This is a genomic window from Pseudomonas sp. GD04158 (assembly GCF_029834875.1).
Taxonomy (GTDB): Bacteria; Pseudomonadota; Gammaproteobacteria; order Pseudomonadales; family Pseudomonadaceae; genus Aquipseudomonas; species Aquipseudomonas hydrolytica.
The window spans coordinates 47,547-68,175 of the sequence record NZ_JAODYT010000002.1; the positions used below are offsets into that span (position 1 = coordinate 47,547).

Genomic DNA, 20,629 nt, shown 5'->3' on the forward strand with positions numbered 1-20,629 from the left:
CGTGGCCCGAGCGAAGAAACCCTTGCCCAGCCTGGATTGGCTGGAACCCCGCCTGAAGCTGAGCCGAGCCCTCAGCCTGCTCAGCTTCGTCGCGCTGACGGCCTTGCTGCTGGTGTGGAACCTGGCGTTCGCCGACCTGCACGGAGCGCGCATCGGCGTGGTCCTGGCCATTCAGTTGCTGCCCCTGGCCCTGCTCGCCCCCGGCATGCTGATGGGCAACGCCCGCGCCCACGCCTGGTGCTGCTTCGTGGTCAACATCTACTTCATCCAGGGCGTGCTCGCCGCCATCGACCCGGCCCGCGCGCTGTTCGGCGTGCTGGAAGCGCTGATCAGCTTCAACCTGTTCTGCACGGCGCTGCTGTATACGCGCTGGCGCTTCCAGTACGACCGCAAGTTGGCGGGAGAGTAAGCAACACGGCTTTCTTGTTGGTGCGCACGGCGCACCCTACAGGCTTCCCTCGTAGGGTGCGCCGCGTGCACCAAGGGCCGCTCGGACTCTGAATCGGGCAGCGCGATGCGCCAACCGGCGCCTATTGGTTTGCGGCTGCGCCTACCAGCCCAGCGTTTCCTTGAGAAAGGGAATGGTCAGCTTGCGCTGGGCCTGCAGCGAGGCCTGATCGAGACGCTCCAGCAGCTCGAACAGCGCACTCATGCTGCGCTCGCCACGGGTGAGGATGAAGCGCCCGACCTCATCGCTCATCTGCAGGCCACGACGCGAGGCGCGCAGCTGCAAGGCGCGCAGCTTGTCCTCGTCGGACAGCTCGTGCAGCTGGAAGACCAGCGCCAGGGTCAGTCGCGACTTCAGATCGGGCAGTTGAATCGGCAACTCGCGCGGCGACATGGTGCCGGCCAGCAGCAGACGCCGGCCGCTGTCGCGCAGGCGGTTGAACAGATGGAACAGCCCCTCTTCCCAGTCGCTGCGCCCGGCCACCGCATCCAGATCGTCCAGGCAGACCAGTTCGCACAGCTCGAGATTGTCGAGCAGCTCGGGGCCGTGCTGCACCACCTCGGTCAGCGGCAGGTAGACCACCGCATCGCCGCGCTGCTCGAAGCGCAGGCAGGCGGCCTGCAGCAGATGGCTGCGCCCCACCCCCTCGGCGCCCCATAGATAGATGAGGCTCTCCGTCCAGCCGGCATCGGCCTCGCACAGCCGCTCGACATAGCCCAGGGCCGCGGCATTGGCGCCGGGGTAGTAGTTGGCGAAGGTGGCGTCATCGCGCAGACGCACCCCCAGAGGCAGCTGGATAGGTTTCATGCAAGGGGCTCGTCGGAACCGCTGGTCTCTCCGTAAAGGCCGGAAAGTTTATATAAATCATGGGCATGACGCAGCAAAACCATGATCACCGCCGCCACCGGCAAGGCCAGCAGCACCCCGGTGAAGCCAAACAGCTGCCCGCCGGCCAGGATGGCGAAGATCACCGCGACCGGGTGCAGACCAATGCGATCGCCCACCAGCAGCGGGGTCAGCAGCATGCCTTCGAGCATCTGGCCGATCATGAACACCACGCCGATGCCCAGCAGCGGATAGGGATCGAGGCCGAACTGGAACAGCGCGGCGGTCAGCGCCGCACCGATGCCGACGATAAAGCCCATATAGGGCACGATGCTGGCCAGGCCTGCCAGCACACCGATCAGCAGGCCCAGTTCGAGCCCGACCAGCATCAACCCCGCGGAGTAGATGATGCTCAGCGCCAGCATCACCAGCAGTTGCCCGCGCAGGAAGGCACCAAGCACCTCGTGGCACTCGCCAGCCAGCTTGACCACCAGCGCCTCCCGCTGACGCGGCAACAGCCGGCGCACGCGCTCGACCAGCACATCCCAGTCGCGCATCAGGTAGAAGCTGACCACCGGAATCAGCAGCAGGTTGCCCAGCCAGGCCAGCAGCGCCAGACCCGAGGAGGTCGCCTGGGCCAGCACCGCCCTGAGCACGTCGGTGGTCTTGCCGATGTTGTCGGAGAACACCTGCTTGAGCTGATCGACCTGCAGCAGATCGTTCTGCAGCCCCAGATGCGATTGCGACCAGGGCAAGGCCGTACCCTGCAGCCAGTCGAGCATTTCCGGCGCCAGCTGATACAAGCGCACCAGTTGCCGACCCAGCATGGGCACCAGCACCAGCAACATGATCAGCAGCACCAGGGCGAACAGGGTGAACACCAGCACCACCCCGCCGGTGCGCGACAGGCGATGCCGCTCGAGGCGATCGACCAGCGGATCGCCCAGGTAGGCCAGCAGAATGCCGATCAGAAAGGGAGAAAGAATCGGGTGCAGCAGATACAGCAGCCAGCCGAGCAGAAACAGTCCAGCCATCCATAGCCAGCGGTTGGAATCGGTCATGCTCGGATCCTCGATGAGCCACGGCGCCCTACCGGCGCCGCGAAACGGACTGGGGCGGCAAGGCCCGCCCCGGGGCGCAGTTTACCAGCGGAAGCGCAGCTGATTGGTGCGCGGCTTCACCTGCGGCGCTGGTGCACCGGCCTCATCGGCATTCTCCAGCGACTCGCCGGCATCCAGCGGCTCATCGACTTCCTGCAACTGTCCCAGGGCCAGTTGCGCCCGCAGTTGCTCCGGGCTGGCATTGACCTGATAGGTCAGACGCTGGCCATCGATTTCCTGCAAGCGTGCGGCAAAGGGTTCGAGCAGGCGCTCCAGCGCGGCGAAACGGCTCAGGTCAGCCCCTTCGATCACCAGGGTCAGGCTCTGCGCCGCCCCCGGCTTGACCAGAAAACGCGGCGCCAGGCGCTCGTTCACCGCCAGCATCACGGCATCGGCCAGCGCGGCCTGGTCGGCCGCCTCGGCCTTGCCCTGCTCACGCTCTTCGCCCAGCCACAGGCGCCAGGTCGCCTGCCAGCTGCCGCCCGACTCGCTGGCCTGTACCGCCAGCAGCGCATCGGCGGCATAACGCTCGGAGGCCTCACGCAGCGCCTGCGGATCGTTGGCCAGCAGCACGTCCGCGGTGCCCAGCAGTTGCTCGCTGAGATCTGCCAGCGGCAGGCGCAACGGCAGGCCGCGGTGCTGGGCTGCGCTACGCAGGACAGCGGCAGCGCTTTGGCTCTCGCCCACCAATTGCGCGCCTTCGGGCGACTCGGTGAGCCACCAGGCCAGGATCGCCGGACGGTTGGCTCCCCACAGCGCCAGGCCAGCCTGACGCAGTTGGCGATCGGTGCTGGCCGGGTCGAACTCCACCACCAGCACGTCATCCTCATAGCCGTACTGGCTGACGATCTGCTGCGGGTCCTTGCGCAGGCTCTCCAGCGCACTGCTCTGGGCGGCCTTGGCATCCCCGGTGAGGCGTTGCACCAGCGTCTGCAGGGCCTTCTGCATGGCGGCGTCGCGGCTCTCCGGCTGTTGATCGGCCACCGCCTCGCGCACCTGATACAGGCCGGCAACCGGCGCAGCCAGAGCCGGCAGGCTCAGAAGCGACAGACAGAAGAACATCAGGCGGACACACAGGCGCATGGCGGGCTCTCGCAAAGGTATGGAGGCACACCTGACAGGCAGCTATCGGCGTGCGCAAAGGCGTATACCTTAAACAGCCACTCCTGCCCCGGCAACCTGAGCCGCTGCCCGCGACGAAGCGCATGCACGCGAGTGGCCGCTACCGGGCAAGCCTGATAAAATCGCGCGCCTTCGCCAGCCGGTACGCGCGCCGGGCTCCCCTGTTGGGCCTGCGCCACGTCGGCGCCTACACGAACTCCTTTCAAAGGCCCGGATCTATGAGCAAGCAACCCTCCATCAGCTACAAGGACGCAGGCGTCGACATCGATGCCGGTGAGGCCCTGGTCGAACGCATCAAAGGCGTGGCCAAGCGCACTGCCCGTCCTGAGGTCATGGGTGGCCTGGGCGGCTTCGGCGCCCTCTGCGAGATCCCGGCCGGCTACAAGCAGCCGGTGCTGGTGTCCGGCACCGACGGCGTCGGCACCAAGCTGCGCTTGGCGCTGAACCTGAACAAGCACGACAGCATCGGCCAGGATCTGGTCGCCATGTGCGTCAACGACCTGGTGGTCTGCGGCGCCGAGCCGCTGTTCTTCCTCGACTACTACGCCACCGGCAAGCTCAACGTCGACGTGGCCGCCACCGTGGTCACCGGCATCGGCGCCGGCTGCGAGCTGGCTGGCTGCTCCCTGGTCGGTGGCGAAACCGCCGAGATGCCGGGCATGTACGAAGGCGAAGACTACGACCTGGCCGGCTTCTGCGTCGGCGTGGTGGAGAAGAGCGAGATTATCGACGGCTCCAAAGTCGCCACCGGCGACGCGCTGATCGCCCTGCCCTCCTCCGGTCCGCACTCCAACGGCTATTCGCTGATCCGCAAGATCATCGAAGTCTCCGGCGCCGACATCGAACAGGTGCAGCTCGGCGGCAAGGCCCTGGCCGATCTGCTGATGGCGCCGACGCGCATCTACGTCAAGCCCCTGCTCAAGCTGATCAAGGACACTGGCGCGGTCAAGGCCATGGCCCACATCACTGGCGGCGGTCTGCTGGACAACATCCCGCGCGTACTGCCGCAAGGCGCCCAGGCGGTGATCGACGTGGCCAGCTGGAATCGTCCGGCGGTGTTCGACTGGCTGCAGGAGAAAGGTAACGTCGACGAGCATGAGATGCATCGCGTGCTCAACTGCGGCGTCGGCATGGTCATCTGCGTCGCCCAGGATCAGGTCGAAGCAGCGCTGGCCAGCCTGCGCGCCAGCGGCGAGTCGCCCTGGGTCATCGGCCAGATCGCCGAAGCGGCAGAAGGCGCCGCCCAGGTTCAGCTGAACAACCTGAAAACCCACTGATGCCCTGCAATGTCGTCGTCCTGATCTCCGGTTCAGGCAGTAACCTGCAGGCGCTGATCGACAGCGTCGCCCAAGGCGACAATCCGGCACGCATCGCCGCGGTGATCTCCAACCGCGCCGACGCCTACGGCCTGGTGCGCGCGCAGAACGCCGGCATCGCCACCGAAGTGCTGGATCACAAGCAGTTCGACGGTCGCGAGGCCTTCGACGCCGCCATGATGCAAGCCATCGACGCCCACCAGCCGGACCTGGTGGTGCTGGCCGGTTTCATGCGCATCCTCACCCCGGGCTTCGTCCAGCACTACAGCGGCCGCCTGCTCAACATCCATCCCTCGCTGCTGCCCCGATACAAAGGGCTGCATACCCACCAGCGAGCGCTGGACGCCGGCGACGCCGAGCATGGCTGCAGCGTGCACTTCGTCACCGAGGAACTCGATGGTGGCCCTCTGGTCGTACAGGCTGTGCTGCCAGTGGCTCCGGACGATACGGCCGACAGCCTGGCGCGCCGCGTGCATCAGCAGGAGCACCAGATCTACCCGCTGGCCGTACGCTGGTTTGCCGAAGGCCGCTTGCGTCTTGGCGCCCAAGGCGCAATGCTGGATGGCGAGCCGCTGCCTGCCAGCGGCCACCTGATTCGAACCTAGGAGACTCTATGCGTCGTGCCCTGCTGTTCGCCCTGACCCTGTTCAGCCTGCCCGCCCTTGCCAGCGAACTGCATCCATTCTCCGCCAGCTATACCGCGGACTGGAAGCAACTGCCGGTCAGCGGTAGCGCCGAGCGCAGCCTCAAGCGCACCGACGACGGTCGCTGGACCCTCAGCTTCCAGGCCTCGATGCTGGTGGCCAGCCTCAGCGAAGAAAGTACCTTTCGCGTCGACAACGGCGCCCTGCTGCCCCTGACCTATCGGCTGAACCGCAGCGGCCTGGGCAAGGGCAAGAAGGTCGAGCAGGACTTCGACTGGGAGCAGAAGCAGGTAATCGGCAACGACCGTGGCGATGCGGTGCGCTTCCCGCTCAACCGCGGCCTGCTGGACAAGTCCACCTACCAGCTCGCCCTGCAGCAGGATGTGGCTGCCGGCAAGAAAAGCGTGAGCTACCAGGTGGTGGACGGTGACGAGATCGAAACCTACGACTTCCGCGTGCTTGGCGAAGAAGTGGTGCGCACCAAGGCCGGCCTGATCGACGCGATCAAGGTGGAACGCGTGCGCGATCCCACCCAGAGCGCGCGCAAGACCGTGCTCTGGTTCGCCAAGGATTGGGGCCACCTGCTGGTGCGCCTGCACCAGGTGGAGAAGGACGGCAAGGAATACCAGATCATGCTCAAGGAGGGCACGGTCGAAGGCAAGCCGGTCGAGGGCCGCCGCGACTGACGCAGCGCAAGCGAAGAAAAGCCGCGATACCCTTCGGGATCGCGGCTTTTTTATGCGCCCCTGATCGAGCGCGGGACGCTGTGCAGCCGTCAGGTACGCATGGCGCACCCTACGCCGCAGATCAGTCCGCGTTGACGGCGCCGATCCGGTGTACCGACAGGTCGGCACCGTTGAACTCTTCTTCCTGGCTCAGGCGGATGCCCAGCAGCGCCTTGACCACGCCATACACCAGGAAGCCACCGACCAGCGCCACCACCACACCCAGCGCAGTGCCGATCACCTGACTGGCCAGGCTCACCCCACCCAGGCCGCCGAAGGCCTCCAGGCCGAAGATGCCGCAGGCGATGCCGCCCCAGACGCCACACAGACCGTGCAGCGGCCAGACGCCCAGCACGTCGTCGATCTTCCATTTCACCTGGGTCGCGGTGAAGGCCCAGACGAACAGCGCACCGGCGATGGCCCCGGTAACCAGGGCGCCAATCGGATGCATCAGATCAGAGCCGGCGCAGATCGCCACCAGACCGGCCAGCGGGCCGTTGTGCAGGAAGCCCGGGTCATTGCGCCCAACCAGCAGGGCCGCGACCGTGCCGCCGACCATGGCCATCAGGGAGTTCACCGCCACCAGACCGCTCACGCCCTCGAGCGTCTGCGCGCTCATGACGTTGAAGCCGAACCAGCCGATGATCAGGATCCACGAACCCAGCGCGAGAAACGGAATGTTCGACGGCGCCATGGCCACCAGCTTGCCGTCGCGATAACGGCCGTTGCGCCGCCCCAGCAGTATCACCGCGCCGAAGGCCAGCCAGCCGCCCACGGCATGCACCACCACCGAACCGGCGAAATCATGGAAGCCGGCGCCGAAACGCGCCTCCAGCCAGGCCTGCAGGCCGTGGTTGCCGTTCCAGATCATGCCTTCGAAGAAGGGATAGACGAACGCCACGATGAGCGCCGTGGCGCACAACTGCGGGCCGAACTTGGCGCGCTCGGCGATGCCCCCGGAGATGATCGCAGGGATGGCTGCGGCGAAGGTCAGCAGAAAGAAGAACTTGACCAGACCATAACCGTGATTCTCGGTCAGCACCGCCGCCGGCTCGAGGAAGTTGATGCCGTAGGCGATCCAGTAACCGATGAAGAAGTAGGCCAGGGCCGAGATGGCGAAGTCAGAGAGAATCTTCGACAAGGCGTTGACCTGATTCTTCTGCCGCACCGTGCCCACCTCGAGAAAGGCGAAGCCGGCGTGCATGGCCAGCACCATGATCGCACCCAGCAGGATGAACAGGGTATTGGAACCGTGGATCAGAGTGGCCACGGCACTGTTGATGTTTTCCATCGAGGATGAAAACTCCGGGGTTGGAGAAAAAGCACCAAACAGAGGCAGAAAGCTCAAAGCGCGCACCACAATGCAGCCAGCGCCCGCTGCGCGCCCTTCATAAGTGCCGACAGGAGGCCCCAACATGGCGCCACAGCCGATCGGCAGAATGATGCTTAATTCTTGTTAATCAATTGGTTACGCGCGATATCGACCATCCTGAGCCGAGCCGAAAGAGCCCCATCGCGGGGCACCTCGCGACTCTCGCGCACCAGCAAAATGCAAGCGCTATACCAAGCGCCACCCCGGTCACTACCCGACTATTCTTGCGGAACCCTCGCGCCGCAGCGCACTCGTAAACTTTACATACCCCAACGCAGAGGACTGCTCACCATGCAAAACAAAGCCGCTACTCAGAGCACCAAGGACGCCCTGCTGGATGAATTCCAGGCCCTGGTCAGCGACACGGAGAAGCTCCTGCATCATTCCGCCAGCCTCGCAGGCGAACAGGCTGAAGCGCTGCGTGACGACATTCGCAGCAGCCTGGGCCGGGCCCGCGAAACCCTGCACAACGCCGAGGCCAGCCTGCGCGAGCAGGGCAAGATCGCCGTCGATGCCACCGAGGAATACGTGCACAAGCATCCGTGGCAGGCACTTGGTCTGTCGGCCGCCATCGGCCTGGTGCTCGGCCTGCTGATCAGCCGCCGTTGACCGTCCCCATGTCCAACAGCCCATCACCTCGTCGTCTGGGCGCAGCGCTGCTCGGCCTGCTGCAAGGCCATGTGGCGCTGCTCGCCCATGAACTGGAAGACCAGCGCAACCAGGCGCTGCGCGCCCTCCTGCTGGGCGGCATGTGCTTCAGCTTTGCGCTGCTCCTGCTGTTCGGGCTCTCGGTTCTGCTGCTGGTTCTCTACTGGGACAGCCATCGCCTGGCGGTCGCCATAGGCCTGTGCCTGTTCCATGGGCTCGGTCTGCTGACCTGCGGCACCTGGCTGCTGCGGAGCCTGCGCAATGCCGAACCGCCTTTCAGTGCGACCCTCGAAGAACTGCAACGTGACCGCGAGCAACTGCTGCCATGACCACTCCAACCCTGCCCCCTGGCGCCTCACCCCGACAACTGCGCAAGGCCGTTCTGCGCATGCGTCTGGAAATGCGTCGCCAGGAGGTGCGCCACGAAGTACTGCAGCTCACCAGTCCACTCCGCCAGGTCCGCGAGTACGGCCAGCGCCTGCGCCAGGGCACTGCACCATTCTGGCTCGCTGGCGGAGCGGCGACCCTGACCGCCCTGCTCGTTCGCAAGCAGGGCTGGCGCCGCTGGCTGCGCCTGGCATTAATACTGATTCCCCTGCTCAGGCGACGTCCTCCCATGCGATAGCAAAATGGCACCGTCGACGCCTGGGCTGGCCGCAATCTTGCTAGGTTGCTCAGTCTGCCGCCTCCATGCGGCCAATCGCTCGCCGCTAAGGACCTCAGGTGCTCGACGGATTGCCTTTCGCCGTCTTCCAACCCTTCATCGACACGGCCACCGGCCGCATAGCTGGCGTCGAGGCGCTGGCTCGACTGCGCGATAGCGATGGCCTGGTGCACTCCGCCGGGCCCTTGTTCGCCGACCCGAAAACGCCCCCGGCCGCCTTGCGCCGCCTCGACCGCCAGGTGCGCGAGGACGCCTTGCGCCGTTTTCACCAGGCACCCAAGGACTGGTTTCTCAGCCTGAACATCTCGCCACGCTGGATCAGCCGCCTGCGCCCGACCCAGCCCTTGCCCAGCCTGATCCAGCTGCAACGCAGCGGCATCGACCCGGCACGCATCGTCTTCGAGATCACCGAACTGGGCGGCGCCAGCCAGCGCCTGCCCAGCGTCGTCTCGCGCTACCGCGAGGCCGGCGCGCGCATCGCCATCGATGACTTCGGCGCCGGCTACTCGCAGCTCGACCGCGTGCTGGCGCTGCAGCCGGACATTCTCAAGCTGGACATGCGCCTGTTCCAGGAAGCAGCCCGCGGCGGCCCCAGCGGCGAGGTGGTCAAGGCACTGGCCCAGATGGCAGAGAAGACCGGCTGCTGGATCATCGCCGAAGGCGTGGAAACCGAAGCCGAGCTGAACTTTGCCCTGGAGTGCGGCGCCCGCTACGTGCAGGGCTTTCTGTTCGCCAGAGCCGAGGAGGAATTCTTCGCCAGCGACGCCTTCGTCGGACGTTTCGCGCGTCTGCGCGACAGCTACGTGCAACAGAAGCTCGCCGAACGCGCCCGCCTGGTGAGCCTGCGCCAGCAGTTGGCCGAACTGATGGGCGAACTCCGGCAGTGGGCCGAAAGCGGCGCCTCGGCAGCTAGCCTGCTGGCGCCGGACAACTATCCCTGGCTACTGCGCATCTACCAATGCGATCGCCATGGCACCCAACTGACGCCGAACCTGGAGTGGCGCCAGCAGACCTGGCACGCCGATGACCGCTACCTAGGGCACAACTGGTCATGGCGCCCCTACTTCTATCAACTGCTGGCCGAAGGCTGGGAAGAGCGGCGCCTGACCCTCTCCACCACCTACCGCGACGCCACCAGCAACCAGTACTGCCTGACCGCCGGCCAGTTCATCGACAACGGCCGCCGCCTGCTGCTGGTGGATATCGACGCGGCGGGTCTGTAGATGCGCCTCGGGCTTGCAGGCAGCGTTCCGAACACCCAAGCTAGGAGGCTGGATCAACTGGCGAGGATCAGCCTTGGATTGGCACACCCTGCTCACCCGTGAACGTCTAGGCAAACCCGCTCCCAGCTCGGCAGAGCTCGGACGCAGCCCTTTCCACAAGGATCATGACCGCATCATCTTCTCCGGTGCGTTCCGCCGCCTGGGTCGCAAGACCCAGGTGCACCCGGTCACCAGCAACGACCATATCCACACCCGTCTGACCCACTCGCTGGAGGTCAGCTGCGTCGGCCGTTCCCTGGCCATGCGCGTCGGCGAGATGCTGCGTGACGAGCTGCCCGACTGGTGCGCCCCGAGCGACCTGGGCATGGTCGTGCAGTCCGCCTGCCTGGCCCACGATATCGGCAACCCGCCGTTCGGCCATTCCGGCGAAGACGCCATTCGCCACTGGTTCCAGCAGGCCGCCGGACGTGGCTGGCTGGATGCGATGAGCGATGCCGAACGCGCCGACTTTCTCAATTTCGAAGGCAACGCCCAGGGTTTTCGCGTGCTCACCCAGCTGGAGTACCACCAGTTCGACGGCGGCACCCGGCTGACCTACGCGACCCTCGGCACCTACCTCAAGTACCCCTGGACGGCCCGCCATGCCGACGCCCAGGGCTACAAGAAACACAAGTTCGGCTGCTATCAGAGCGAGTTGCAGCTGCTCGAGCAGATCGCCGCCAAGCTCGAGCTGCCGCAGCTGGAGGCTCAGCGCTGGGGGCGCCACCCGCTGGTCTATCTGATGGAGGCGGCGGACGACATCTGCTACGGCCTGATCGATCTGGAAGACGGCGTGGAGATGGAGCTGCTCGACTACACCGAGGTCGAGGCCCTGCTGCTGGACCTGGTCGGCGACGATCTGCCGGAAACCTATCGCCAGCTCGGCCCCAAAGACTCGCGTCGGCGCAAGCTGGCGATCCTGCGCGGCAAGGCCATCGAGCACCTGACCAATGCCGCAGCCAGTGCTTTTGTCGAGCAGCAGCGCGACCTGCTCGCCGGCCAGCTGCAGGGCGATCTGGTCGAACACATGCACGGCGCCGCCAAGCGCTGCGTGCAGAGCGCGAAGTCGCTGGCGCGGGAGAAGATCTTTCACGACAAGCGCAAGACGCTGCATGAAATCGGCGCCTACACCACGCTGGAAATCCTCCTCAACGCCTTCTGCGGCGCCGCACTGGAGCAGCACAGCGGTCGCACGCTATCGTTCAAGCACCGGCGCATTCTCGATCTGCTCAGCTACTACGCCCCGGAACCGGGCTGGCCGCTGTATCGCTCGTTCATGCGGGTGATCGACTTCATCGCCGGCATGACCGACAGCTACGCTACGGAAATGGCGAGGGAAATGACGGGCCGCTCGAGCCCCGTCTGACGACAAGAGCGCATGAAGAACCTGATCCGCAGCAGTTTCACCTGGCATGCCGGCCCACCGGCCTGGGGCCCGGCCATCGTCGCCGGGCTGGGTTGTGCCTTGCCGCTGGTGCTCGGCCTGTTCACCGCCCACAGCGGTTTTCTCTGGGCGTCGGCCGGCGCCTTCCAGGCCGCGCAGGCCAATCCGCTGCACCGCTTCGGCATGCTGCGCATGTTGCTGCTCACCGGTCTTGGCGCCTGCAGCGCCGGCCTGGGGTTCTGGGCGGCCAGCCACCCGCTGATCAGTCTCGGCATCTTCGCCGCCTTCGGCCTGTTGCTGGCCTGGCTGCAGCGTTTCGGCAGCGAGGCCGGCAAGCTGGGCATCGGCCTGTGCATCTGCCTGTGTCTCGGCCAGGGGCAGTTCGGTATCGGCAACCTGCACAACCCCTATGCGGTGGCCATGCTGTTCATCCTCGGCGGGCTCTGGGTCATGCTCCTGGCCTTCGGCCTGCGCGGGCTGCACGGCCTGCGCATGTGGCCCTACATGCCGCGCTTTCTCGCCATCCTCAAGGTGCTCAAGCGCCACGCGCAGCGCCTGCCGCGCCAGCAATGGCGCCTGCATGCGCTGGCCTGCATGCTGGCCTTCGCCGCATCCGGGCTGATCGTCAATCTGGCCGGGCTGTCGCGCGGCTACTGGCTGACCCTGACGGTGATCACCACACTGCAGCTGGAATTCCAGGGCAGCCTGGTGCGGGCCCTTCAGGCCAGCCTCGCCAGCCTCGCCGCGGCCGGCTTGCTGATCCTCTTCGGTCACAGCCTGCAGAGCCCGCCGCTGATGGTCATGACCCTGCTGATGCTGGTCGTCCTCAGCCGCGCCTTGCAGGCCAATCACTACGGCCTGTTCGTGCTGCAGACCAGCCTGTGCTTCGTGCTGCTGGCCGAGAGCCTGGCGCAGGACTGGCATCTGGCCGAGGTGCGCCTGCTCAACGCGCTGATCGGCGTCGCCCTGACCCTGACCGTGGCCTTGCTGGTACACGGCCTGAAGCTGCATCTGAGCAAGCCGCAGCGACTGCAGCAAAAGCAGCAGTCGTCCTAGGCTCTGCCTCGCGCCCCGCGCTGCCGGACAAGCGAATTATTGCGACGCAGCGCACTAACCGCCCCCTCTGCATGCCCATTGACTCTTCACTATGCTTGCTGTGCCAGCAGCGCTACCCAAGGAGTGAAGTGCGATGCGCAAACCTGCCGCCCCTCGCGAGCGTCGATTCCCCCTGCATGTCCATATCAGTGCCCTGTTCACGCTGCTACTGCTGCTCACCGGCGTGGTGCTGGGTCTGTTCAATTATCAGCAGACCAGTCAGATCATCTTCTCCAGCAGCAGCAAACTCTTCGAACGCATCCAGCAGGATGTCCAACAAGGGCTGGACAATACCTACCGGCCGATCCGCCACGTGCTCAGCCTGCTGGCCCTCGACCCGGCCACCCGGAGCGATCATCTGGATGGCCGCCTGGCGCTACTGCCCCCCTTCGTTCAGGCGCTGCGCGACAACCCCAAGCTCGGCTCGCTGTTTCTCGGCTACGAGGACGGCGACTTCTTCATGGTCCGGCCGCTGCGCAGCGATGCCCTGAAACAGCGCTTCGATGCCCCGCCAGGGGCGGCCTATCAGGTCTGGTCGATCGACCGTAGCGCCACCGGCACCGAGTCCTACTATCTGTTCTACGACGGCTCGCTGAACCAGATCAGCCGTCGTCAGCGCCTGAGCGAGAACTACGACCCGCGTACTCGGGACTGGTACAAGCGCGCCCGCGGCGATGGCGGGCAGATCACCACGGCGCCCTACGTGTTCTTTTCCACCGAGGAGGTCGGCACCACCCTGGCCCGGCGCAGCGGGCTGACCAATGTGCTGGCCGCCGACCTGACGCTGGACGACCTTTCCGCCACGCTCGCCGCGCACCGGGTGACCGCCAACAGCGACCTGGTGCTGGCCGATGCCGAGGGCAATGCCGTGGCCTATCCCGACAGCAGCCGCCTGATCCGCATCGAGGGCAGCAGCAAGACGCTGGTCAAGGTGCGCGATATCAATCCGGTGCTGGGCGAGCTGCTTGAGGGGCAACTGAACAAGCAGGATCAGGGCATCGTCGAGCTGGCCAAGCAGCGCTGGGCCATGGCCCACCGGCATATCCAGGAAGGCGGGCCGCAGGGGCTGCACCTGGCCCTGGTAGTGCCCGAGCACGAGCTGCTCGCCGATGCCTACCGCATTCGCTGGCAGGGTGCGCTGATCACCCTGACCACCCTGCTGCTTTGCGTACCCCTGGGCTGGCTGGCCTCGCGCCTGGTGGTCAAGCCGTTGCGCGCGCTGGTGCAGGAAGCCGAGGCGATCCGCCGCTTCGACTTCGACTATCCGGCCAGCGGCCGCTCGCCGGTGCTCGAGGTGGACCAGCTGGCCGTCTCGATGACGCGCATGAAGGACACCCTGGGCCGCTTCCTCGACATCGCCGCCAGCCTCTCGGCAGAAACCCGCTTCGATGCCTTGCTCCGGCGCGTGATGGACTCCACCGTGGCCATCAGCGAAGCACAAGGCGGCTTGATCTACCTGCTCGACGCCGACAGTGGCCGCCTCGAGCCACAGGGCGTGGTGCTCGACGGCGAGGCGCAAGATCTGGAGGAGCTGGGTATTCGAGGCTTCGCCCTGGACGAGCCAACACTGCCGGACTGGCTGCGCGGGCCGGCCTCCGGCGGCGCCAGCAACGCCATGTCCATCGGCTTCGACCAGGCCGGCAGCTTTCGCGGCCTGCTGGTGAAACTGGACAGCCCGCGTCTGCACCTGATCGCCGCGGGCCTGCACAATCGCCAGGGCGACACAGTCGGCGTGCTGGTATTGCTGCAACGAGACGAAGGCGACGGCAACGACAGCATGCTACGCCCCGAGCGCCTGGCCTTCGTCGAGGCGGTGTCCGGCAGCGCCGCGCTGTGCATCGAGAGTCAACGCCTGCTGGCAAGGCAGAAGCAGTTGCTCGACGCCTTCATCCAGCTGATCGCCGGTGCCATCGACGCCAAGAGTCCCTACACCGGCGGGCACTGCCAGCGTGTGCCGGAGCTGACCCTGATGCTGGCGCGCGCCGCTGCCGACAGCGACGCTCCGGAGTTTCGCGATTTCCAGCCGGGCGACGAGGAATGGGAGGCGTTGCACATCGCCGCCTGGCTGCACGACTGCGGCAAGGTCACCACCCCCGAATACGTGGTGGACAAGGCCACCAAGCTGGAAACCCTCTACGACCGCATCCACGAGGTGCGCATGCGTTTCGAAGTGCTCAAGCGCGATGCCTGGATCGTCTACTGGCAGGGCTGCGCCGCAGGGGGCGAAGAAGCGGCACTGGCCAGCCTGCGCGACCGGTTGCTGGCCGAACTGGACGACGAGTTCGCCTTCGTCGCGCGCACCAACCTCGGCGGCGAAGCCATGGCCGAGGCGGACCAGGCGCGCCTCAGGCAGATCGCCGAGCGAACCTGGCTGCGCACCCTGGACGACCGCCTGGGCGTGTCGTGGGAGGAGGCCAAGCGCCAGGAGCGCTCACCGGCGCCAACGCTGCCGGTGGCGGAGCCACTGCTGGCGGACAAGCCGGAACACCTGATCGAACGTCCCGCGCAGGAGCTGATCGCCCCGGACAACCGCTGGGGCTTCAAGCTCGACGTGCCGCAGCACAAGTTCAATCGCGGCGAGCTGCACAACCTGAGTATTGCCCGCGGCACCCTGACGGCCGAGGAGCGTTACATCATCAACCACCATATCGTGCAGACCATCCTGATGCTCGACCGGCTGCCGTTCCCCAAACACCTGCAGGGCGTGAGCGAGATCGCCGGCGGCCACCACGAGAAGATGGACGGCACCGGCTATCCCAAGCGCCTCGTACGCGAGCAGATGAGCCTGCCGGCGAGGATGATGGCGATCGCCGATATCTTCGAGGCACTGACGGCGGTCGACCGTCCCTACAAGAAGGGCAAGACCCTGTCGGAAGCGCTGAACATCATGGTCGGCATGTGCAAAGGAGCGCACATCGACCCCGAGCTGTTCGCCCTGTTCATCCGCAGCGGCATACATCGGCGTTATGCCGAGCGCTTCATGCTGGCCGAGCAGATCGACGAGGTGGACGAGCAGGCGCTACTGGAAAAGGCGGGAGTTCTGTAGGGTGCGCCGTGCGCATCAGCAGTTCGACTTGCTGCCGAGGCTCGGTGCGCACGGCGCACCCTAGCTGATAATCGGCGCCGGAGAACCCGGCGCCGAATAGCGATCAGGCCTGGTTGATCGGATTTTCCGGGTACCAGACGTCCAGCAACGGGCTGATTTCGAAGTTCTGCAGCTCGTCGCGGCCCTTCAGCCAGGCCTCCACGGCAGTGCGCTGCTCTTCGTTGACCGAGCCACGCTTGGCCAGGCAGACCAGGCCATAGTCCTCACCACCGACGTAGTCGAGGCCGTTGGCGGCGATGGCCTGACCGAGGAACTGCTCGACGAAGGTGTCGATGGTCTGGTCGTTCAGGTCGGCCTTGAAGTTCAGGGTCAGCTCGAAGCCCAGCTCCTGGAATTCATCGACACAGAGCTTCTTGCGCAGACGGCGGGAACGGTTGGTCGCCATGAAACAATCCTCAAAGGTAATAACGCGCGGCACTCTAGCAGATCGCCCGAGTTACCGCTCGCTCTCGCGCTGCCTTGCGGCATAATGCTCGGCAACTTTTCCAAAGGCCTGGCTGTCGTTATCTGCAGCCGTGCAGCCTGTTCCATATTTCGTTGTGACCGCCCGAGCGCGCAAGGTTTTCCAACATGATTCAGCGGTTTCGCCAACTGGCGCTGAGCGCCCTGCTACTGCCCCTCGCCTTTTCCTGCCAAGCCGCCAGCGGCGCCCTTCCCGCCAAGGTCGAACAGGCGCTGAAGGCCAACAAGATTTCCGACGCTTCCCTCGCCGTGATGACCGTGCCGCTGGGCGGCCAGGCCGGCGGCCTGCAGTTCAACGCCGACGTTTCGGTCAACCCGGCCTCCACCATGAAGCTGGTGACCACCTATGCGGCCCTGGAGCTGCTCGGCCCCAATCACCAGTGGAAGACCGAGTTCTATGCCGACGGCCCGCTCAAGGACGGCGTGCTGCACGGCAATCTCTACCTCAAGGGTGGCGGCGATCCGAAGCTGAACATGGAACGTCTCTGGTTGCTGCTGCGCGACCTGCGCATCAATGGCGTGCGCCAGGTACAGGGCGATCTGGTACTGGACCGCAGCTTCTTCGTCGCGCCGCAGCTACCGGCCTTCAACGACGACGGCGGCGATGCCAACAAGCCCTTCCTGGTGACCCCGGACTCGCTGCTGGTCAACCTCAAGGCGCAGCGCTTCATCACCCGCGCCGACGGCGGCAAGGTGCACATCGCCATGGACCCGCCGATCGCCAGCGTGCGCATCGACAACCAGGTCAGGCTGCTCAAGGCCGCGCCCTGCCCGGCCTGGCCGGACGTGCGTTACAACGCCGTGGAGCAGTACGACGGCACCACCCTGATCGTCAGCGGTCAGCTGGCCGAGGGCTGCACGGCGCAGACCTACCTGTCGCTGCTCGATCACCCCAGCTATGCCGCCGGTGCGGTTCGCGGCATCTGGCAGGAGCTGGGCGGCAAGATTCTCGGCAAGGATCGCATGGCCCCGATACCGGAAAAGGCCCGCCTGCTGGTACGCGCCTATTCGCCGGATGTGGTGGAGATCGTCCGCGACATCAACAAGTACAGCAACAACACCATGGCGCGGCAGCTGTTTCTCAGCATCGGCGCGCAGTTCCGCACCGACGCCGACAAGGACGATGCCATGGCCGCACAACGGGTGATCCGCAGCTGGCTGGCGCGCAAAGGCATCACCGCGCCACACCTGGTGATGGAGAACGGTTCAGGTCTGTCGCGTGCCGAGCGCATCAGTGCGCGCGAAATGGCCCTGATTCTCCAGGCCGCCTGGCGCAGCCCCTATGCCGCCGAGTTCCGCAGCTCGATGCCGCTGGTGGCCATGGACGGAACCATGCGCCGGCGCCTGCAACGCACGCCGCTGGTGGGCGAAGCGCATATCAAGACCGGCACCCTGAACAACGTGCGTGCCATCGCCGGCTACAGCCGCGACAGCAACGGCCAGGACTGGGCCGTGGTGGCCATCCTCAACGACCCCAAACCCTGGGGCGCCACCTCGATTCTCGATCAGGTGCTGCTGTACACCTATAACCAGCCCAAGCGCTGACGACCACATAGCAGGATGCCGTCCGGGGCCTGATTCACAAGCCCCCGGATGGCATCCGGGCTACGCAGTCAGCGAGCGGTGAAGCGCCAGGCGCGGTGGATCTTCGGGTTACGGGCAAAGTCCGGATCCAGGGTCTGCGCGCTGATCTCCTCGACCTGGTAACGCGCCACCAGACTCTCGTCGAGCTGGAACTTGCGGAAGTTGTTGGAGAAGTACAGCACCCCGCCACGAGCCAGACGGGCCATGGCCAGGTCGAGCAACTCGACGTGGTCGCGCTGCACATCGAACACACCTTCCATACGCTTGGAGTTGGAGAAGGTCGGCGGGTCGATGAAGATCAGGTCGTACTCGCCACGATCCTCGGCCAGCCAGGCCATCACGTCGCCCTGCTCCAGGCGATGCTTGTCGGAAAAGCCGTTGAGCGACAGGTTGCGCCGCGCCCAGTCCAGGTAGGTTTTCGACAGGTCGACGCTGGTGGTGCTGCGTGCCCCGCCCTTGGCCGCATGCACGGTGGCCGTGGCGGTGTAGCAGAACAGGTTGAGGAAACGCTTGCCGGCCGCCTCGCGCTGGATGCGCAGGCGCAGCGGACGGTGATCGAGGAACAGGCCGGTATCCAGATAGTCGGTGAGGTTGACCAGCAGTTTGACGCCGCCTTCGCTCACCTCCATGAACTGGCCCTGGGCGGCCTGGCGCTGGTACTGCTTGCTGCCGGTCTGGCGCTCGCGGCGCTTGATCGCCACTCGGCTCTGCGCCACACCCAGCGCCTGCGGGATCGCGGCCAGCGCGTCGAGCAGGCGCGCCTGCGCCTTGTCCGGATCGACCGAGCGCGGCGCAGCATATTCCTGCACGTGCACCCAGTCGCGGTACAGGTCCACCGCCAGGGCGTACTCGGGCATATCGGCATCGTATAGGCGATAGCACTCCACCTCCTCGCGGCGCGCCCACTTGCCCAGCTGCTTGAGGTTCTTCTGCAGGCGGTTGGCGAACATCTGCCCCCCCTCGGACAGGCGCGCCTGTGACGACGCCTCCGCCACTGGTTCGTCCTCGGTCCTGGTGCGCCGCTCGCCGGTGACGAACTGCTCGGTCTGCACCTTGATCAGCAGCAGCTTGCACGCCAGCGCGCCGTTCCAGAACGAATACTGCTTGTGGCTGCGCAGGCCCATGCGCTTGCCCAGTTCGGGAGCTCCGGTGAACACCGCTGCCTCCCAGCCCTGGCAAGCCTGACGCAGGCGCTCGCCAAGGTTCTGATAGAGATACAGCAGACTGGCTTCGTCGCCCAGGCGCTCGCCATAGGGCGGGTTGCTGATCACCAGGCCCTTCTGGTTCTGGTCCGGCCGCGGCTCGAAACTGCCCAGCTCGCCCTGGTAGATCTTCACCCAGTCGGACAGGCCGGCGCGCTCGACGTTGTTGCGCCCAGGCTGGATCAGCCGTGGGTCGGCTTCATAGCCGCGAATCCACAGGGGCGGCCTGGCCAGGCCGGCCGCCGCGCGCTGCTCGGCCTCGGCATGCAGCTTCTTCCAGATCACCGGCACATGACCGAGCCAGTTGGAGAACCCCCAGCGTTCACGCTTGAGATTGGGCGCCACATCGGCGGCCATCAGCGCCGCCTCGATGAGGAAGGTGCCGACACCGCACATGGGGTCGGCCAGCGCGCCGCCCTCGGCGGCGATGCGCGGCCAGCCGGCGCGGATCAGCACTGCGGCGGCGAGGTTTTCCTTGAGCGGCGCGGCGCCCTGCTGCAGACGATAGCCACGCTGGTGCAGGCTGTGGCCGGAGAGGTCCAGCGACAGCACGGCCTCGCCGCGATCCAGACGCAGATGCACGCGCAGGTCCGGATTGATCTTGTCGATGCTGGGCCGCTCGCCACCGGCCGTACGCAGGCGGTCGACGATGGCGTCCTTAACCTTGAGCGCGCCGAAGTGGCTGTTGTCGATTCCCGAGCCGTGGCCGCTGAACTCCACCGCCAGGCTGCCGGCCGGCTCCAGGTGGTCGCGCCAGTCCACCGCCTTGACGCCCTCGTAGAGCTCCTCGGCGTTATTCATGGAAAACCGCGACAGCACCAGCAGCACGCGGTTGGCCAGGCGCGACCACAGGCACAGGCGGTAGGCGACCTCCAGCTCGGCCTGGCCACGCACCGCGGCAGTCTGCTCGCGCGCCTCCTCCAGTCCCAGTGCCCTGGCCTCTTCCAGCAATAGTCCTTCGAGGCCCTTGGGGCAGGTCAGCACGATTTCGTAACGATCAGACATGGATGTTCCACTGCCTATGGCAATCAGGGAGATGTGGCTGCACACCTCGACTCAAAATAAGTGACAAAGCGTCGCACCGCGACCCTTCGTCGGAATAAGCAAGCACTCTCATTCGCACTAGCACAGTGCCGGTCTCACCGGCTACGGCCAGGCAGTTGGGCGCTTGGCCGGACATGGCTGGACATATGCCCAGCCTCCTTATGGCCTCACCGGCATTTAGGTTACGCCCTTATGACAAATCGATCATTCACAGGCCCGAGTGCATTCGTTAGAACACTACCTAAGGCTTTCGCTGCAACGGCGAAGGCACAGAAGGTTCGCCACGCCGGCAGCGGACCTTCGCAGGCAGATACGTCTGCCAGGCCTTGCCACAAGGCCAACGGGACATAACAGTCAACAGTGAGGGCAACACCCTATGAGAAGACTTAAGCGTGATCCGTTAGAACGAGCTTTCTTGCGCGGCTATCAGTACGGCATCAATGGTAAATCCCGCGAACTCTGCCCCTTTACCCTGCCTTCGGTTCGGCAAGCCTGGCTCAATGGCTGGCGCGAAGGTCGTGGCGACAACTGGGATGGGCTGACCGGCACCGCCGGCATTCATAGACTCAACGAACTTCACGCTGTCGGCTGATCAGGATCACACCCGACTTCACCATGCCGACCCC

Annotated in this window: 19 protein-coding genes; 13 read left to right on the forward strand and 6 right to left on the reverse strand. The window is 65.6% G+C overall.

Annotated elements, in window-relative coordinates; translation table 11 throughout:
• The first annotated feature begins 1 nt into the window (after position 1).
• Positions 2-409 (forward strand): DUF2069 domain-containing protein, encoded by a 408-nt coding sequence (locus N7333_RS01335; RefSeq protein WP_003244310.1) that lies wholly within the window; start codon positions 2-4, stop codon positions 407-409.
• A gap of 141 nt (positions 410-550) precedes the next feature.
• Here N7333_RS01335 and hda read toward each other — a convergent pair whose 3' ends face one another.
• The 3 genes from hda to N7333_RS01350 form a co-directional block, all read right to left on the reverse strand.
• The gene (gene hda, locus N7333_RS01340) at positions 551-1,255 is read right to left on the reverse strand and encodes a DnaA regulatory inactivator Hda (protein ID WP_003244308.1); all 705 of its coding nucleotides are present in this window, start codon (positions 1,253-1,255) and stop codon (positions 551-553) included.
• Positions 1,252-2,334: an AI-2E family transporter gene (locus N7333_RS01345; RefSeq protein ID WP_003244306.1), complete on the reverse strand. Its 1,083-nt coding sequence runs from the start codon at positions 2,332-2,334 to the stop codon at positions 1,252-1,254. The genes hda and N7333_RS01345 overlap by 4 nt, the downstream gene beginning before the upstream one ends.
• Before the next feature lie 81 nt (positions 2,335-2,415).
• Entirely contained in the window at positions 2,416-3,456 is a 1,041-nt protein-coding gene (locus N7333_RS01350) for a DUF2066 domain-containing protein (protein ID WP_273263346.1), read from the reverse strand.
• Positions 3,457-3,713: 257 nt separating this feature from the next.
• Here N7333_RS01350 and purM point away from each other — a divergent pair, with 257 nt between their 5' ends.
• Genes purM through N7333_RS01365 form a run of 3 tightly spaced genes read left to right on the forward strand, consistent with a single transcriptional unit; the run spans position 3,714 to position 6,141 of the window.
• Positions 3,714-4,772: a phosphoribosylformylglycinamidine cyclo-ligase gene (gene purM, locus N7333_RS01355; RefSeq protein WP_096826947.1), complete on the forward strand. Its 1,059-nt coding sequence runs from the start codon at positions 3,714-3,716 to the stop codon at positions 4,770-4,772.
• A complete protein-coding gene (gene purN, locus N7333_RS01360) occupies positions 4,772-5,416 on the forward strand; it encodes a phosphoribosylglycinamide formyltransferase (RefSeq protein ID WP_003244301.1) in 645 nt (214 codons plus the stop codon). The genes purM and purN overlap by 1 nt, the downstream gene beginning before the upstream one ends.
• 8 nt (positions 5,417-5,424) lie before the next feature.
• The gene (locus tag N7333_RS01365) at positions 5,425-6,141 is read left to right on the forward strand and encodes a DUF3108 domain-containing protein (protein WP_003244299.1); all 717 of its coding nucleotides are present in this window, start codon (positions 5,425-5,427) and stop codon (positions 6,139-6,141) included.
• 121 nt (positions 6,142-6,262) lie between these two features.
• Here N7333_RS01365 and N7333_RS01370 read toward each other — a convergent pair whose 3' ends face one another.
• The gene (locus N7333_RS01370; RefSeq protein ID WP_279858176.1) at positions 6,263-7,471 is read right to left on the reverse strand and encodes an ammonium transporter; all 1,209 of its coding nucleotides are present in this window, start codon (positions 7,469-7,471) and stop codon (positions 6,263-6,265) included.
• A gap of 372 nt (positions 7,472-7,843) precedes the next feature.
• Between N7333_RS01370 and N7333_RS01375 the strand changes: the two genes are divergently transcribed.
• The 7 genes from N7333_RS01375 to N7333_RS01405 all read left to right on the forward strand — a co-directional run bounded on the left by N7333_RS01375 (position 7,844) and on the right by N7333_RS01405 (position 15,651).
• Positions 7,844-8,161, forward strand: a complete 318-nt coding sequence (locus tag N7333_RS01375) for a DUF883 family protein (protein ID WP_003244295.1) — start codon at positions 7,844-7,846, stop codon at positions 8,159-8,161.
• A gap of 8 nt (positions 8,162-8,169) precedes the next feature.
• Positions 8,170-8,529: a phage holin family protein gene (locus N7333_RS01380; protein WP_012019153.1), complete on the forward strand. Its 360-nt coding sequence runs from the start codon at positions 8,170-8,172 to the stop codon at positions 8,527-8,529.
• Positions 8,526-8,825, forward strand: a complete 300-nt coding sequence (locus N7333_RS01385; protein ID WP_003244292.1) for a hypothetical protein — start codon at positions 8,526-8,528, stop codon at positions 8,823-8,825. Before N7333_RS01380 ends, N7333_RS01385 begins: the two co-directional genes overlap by 4 nt.
• Before the next feature lie 98 nt (positions 8,826-8,923).
• Complete coding sequence (locus N7333_RS01390; RefSeq protein ID WP_036987147.1) at positions 8,924-10,087, forward strand: EAL domain-containing protein; 1,164 nt, start codon at positions 8,924-8,926, stop codon at positions 10,085-10,087.
• 73 nt (positions 10,088-10,160) lie between these two features.
• Complete coding sequence (locus tag N7333_RS01395) at positions 10,161-11,492, forward strand: deoxyguanosinetriphosphate triphosphohydrolase (RefSeq protein ID WP_273263356.1); 1,332 nt, start codon at positions 10,161-10,163, stop codon at positions 11,490-11,492.
• A 12-nt stretch (positions 11,493-11,504) separates the two neighbouring features.
• On the forward strand, positions 11,505-12,566 hold the full coding sequence (locus N7333_RS01400) for an FUSC family protein (protein ID WP_003244281.1): 1,062 nt from the start codon (positions 11,505-11,507) through the stop codon (positions 12,564-12,566).
• A 133-nt stretch (positions 12,567-12,699) separates the two neighbouring features.
• Positions 12,700-15,651 carry an HD domain-containing phosphohydrolase gene (locus N7333_RS01405; protein ID WP_279858182.1) on the forward strand — a complete coding sequence of 984 codons (2,952 nt, stop codon included), beginning with the start codon at positions 12,700-12,702 and terminating at the stop codon, positions 15,649-15,651.
• Positions 15,652-15,754: 103 nt separating this feature from the next.
• Here N7333_RS01405 and N7333_RS01410 read toward each other — a convergent pair whose 3' ends face one another.
• A complete protein-coding gene (locus N7333_RS01410) occupies positions 15,755-16,096 on the reverse strand; it encodes a YggL family protein (RefSeq protein WP_003244279.1) in 342 nt (113 codons plus the stop codon).
• A gap of 185 nt (positions 16,097-16,281) precedes the next feature.
• Between N7333_RS01410 and dacB the strand changes: the two genes are divergently transcribed.
• Positions 16,282-17,718: a D-alanyl-D-alanine carboxypeptidase/D-alanyl-D-alanine-endopeptidase gene (gene dacB / locus N7333_RS01415; RefSeq protein ID WP_279858184.1), complete on the forward strand. Its 1,437-nt coding sequence runs from the start codon at positions 16,282-16,284 to the stop codon at positions 17,716-17,718.
• Positions 17,719-17,786: 68 nt separating this feature from the next.
• Here dacB and rlmKL read toward each other — a convergent pair whose 3' ends face one another.
• Positions 17,787-19,964 carry a bifunctional 23S rRNA (guanine(2069)-N(7))-methyltransferase RlmK/23S rRNA (guanine(2445)-N(2))-methyltransferase RlmL gene (gene rlmKL / locus N7333_RS01420; protein ID WP_279858186.1) on the reverse strand — a complete coding sequence of 726 codons (2,178 nt, stop codon included), beginning with the start codon at positions 19,962-19,964 and terminating at the stop codon, positions 17,787-17,789.
• 415 nt (positions 19,965-20,379) lie between these two features.
• Here rlmKL and rmf point away from each other — a divergent pair, with 415 nt between their 5' ends.
• Positions 20,380-20,595, forward strand: coding sequence for a ribosome modulation factor (gene rmf / locus N7333_RS01425; protein WP_003244273.1), 216 nt, complete (start codon positions 20,380-20,382; stop codon positions 20,593-20,595).
• Positions 20,596-20,629: the final 34 nt, after the last annotated feature.

Coding starts and splice junctions, on each gene's coding strand:
- hda (WP_003244308.1), bottom strand. CDS start 1,255: ATGAAACCTATCCAGCTGCCTCTGGGGGTGCGTCTGCGCGATGACGCC.
- N7333_RS01345 (WP_003244306.1), bottom strand. CDS start 2,334: ATGACCGATTCCAACCGCTGGCTATGGATGGCTGGACTGTTTCTGCTC.
- N7333_RS01350 (WP_273263346.1), bottom strand. CDS start 3,456: ATGCGCCTGTGTGTCCGCCTGATGTTCTTCTGTCTGTCGCTTCTGAGC.
- purM (WP_096826947.1), top strand. CDS start 3,714: ATGAGCAAGCAACCCTCCATCAGCTACAAGGACGCAGGCGTCGACATC.
- purN (WP_003244301.1), top strand. CDS start 4,772: ATGCCCTGCAATGTCGTCGTCCTGATCTCCGGTTCAGGCAGTAACCTG.
- N7333_RS01365 (WP_003244299.1), top strand. CDS start 5,425: ATGCGTCGTGCCCTGCTGTTCGCCCTGACCCTGTTCAGCCTGCCCGCC.
- N7333_RS01370 (WP_279858176.1), bottom strand. CDS start 7,471: ATGGAAAACATCAACAGTGCCGTGGCCACTCTGATCCACGGTTCCAAT.
- N7333_RS01375 (WP_003244295.1), top strand. CDS start 7,844: ATGCAAAACAAAGCCGCTACTCAGAGCACCAAGGACGCCCTGCTGGAT.
- N7333_RS01380 (WP_012019153.1), top strand. CDS start 8,170: ATGTCCAACAGCCCATCACCTCGTCGTCTGGGCGCAGCGCTGCTCGGC.
- N7333_RS01385 (WP_003244292.1), top strand. CDS start 8,526: ATGACCACTCCAACCCTGCCCCCTGGCGCCTCACCCCGACAACTGCGC.
- N7333_RS01400 (WP_003244281.1), top strand. CDS start 11,505: ATGAAGAACCTGATCCGCAGCAGTTTCACCTGGCATGCCGGCCCACCG.
- N7333_RS01405 (WP_279858182.1), top strand. CDS start 12,700: ATGCGCAAACCTGCCGCCCCTCGCGAGCGTCGATTCCCCCTGCATGTC.
- N7333_RS01410 (WP_003244279.1), bottom strand. CDS start 16,096: ATGGCGACCAACCGTTCCCGCCGTCTGCGCAAGAAGCTCTGTGTCGAT.
- dacB (WP_279858184.1), top strand. CDS start 16,282: ATGATTCAGCGGTTTCGCCAACTGGCGCTGAGCGCCCTGCTACTGCCC.
- rlmKL (WP_279858186.1), bottom strand. CDS start 19,964: ATGTCTGATCGTTACGAAATCGTGCTGACCTGCCCCAAGGGCCTCGAA.
- rmf (WP_003244273.1), top strand. CDS start 20,380: ATGAGAAGACTTAAGCGTGATCCGTTAGAACGAGCTTTCTTGCGCGGC.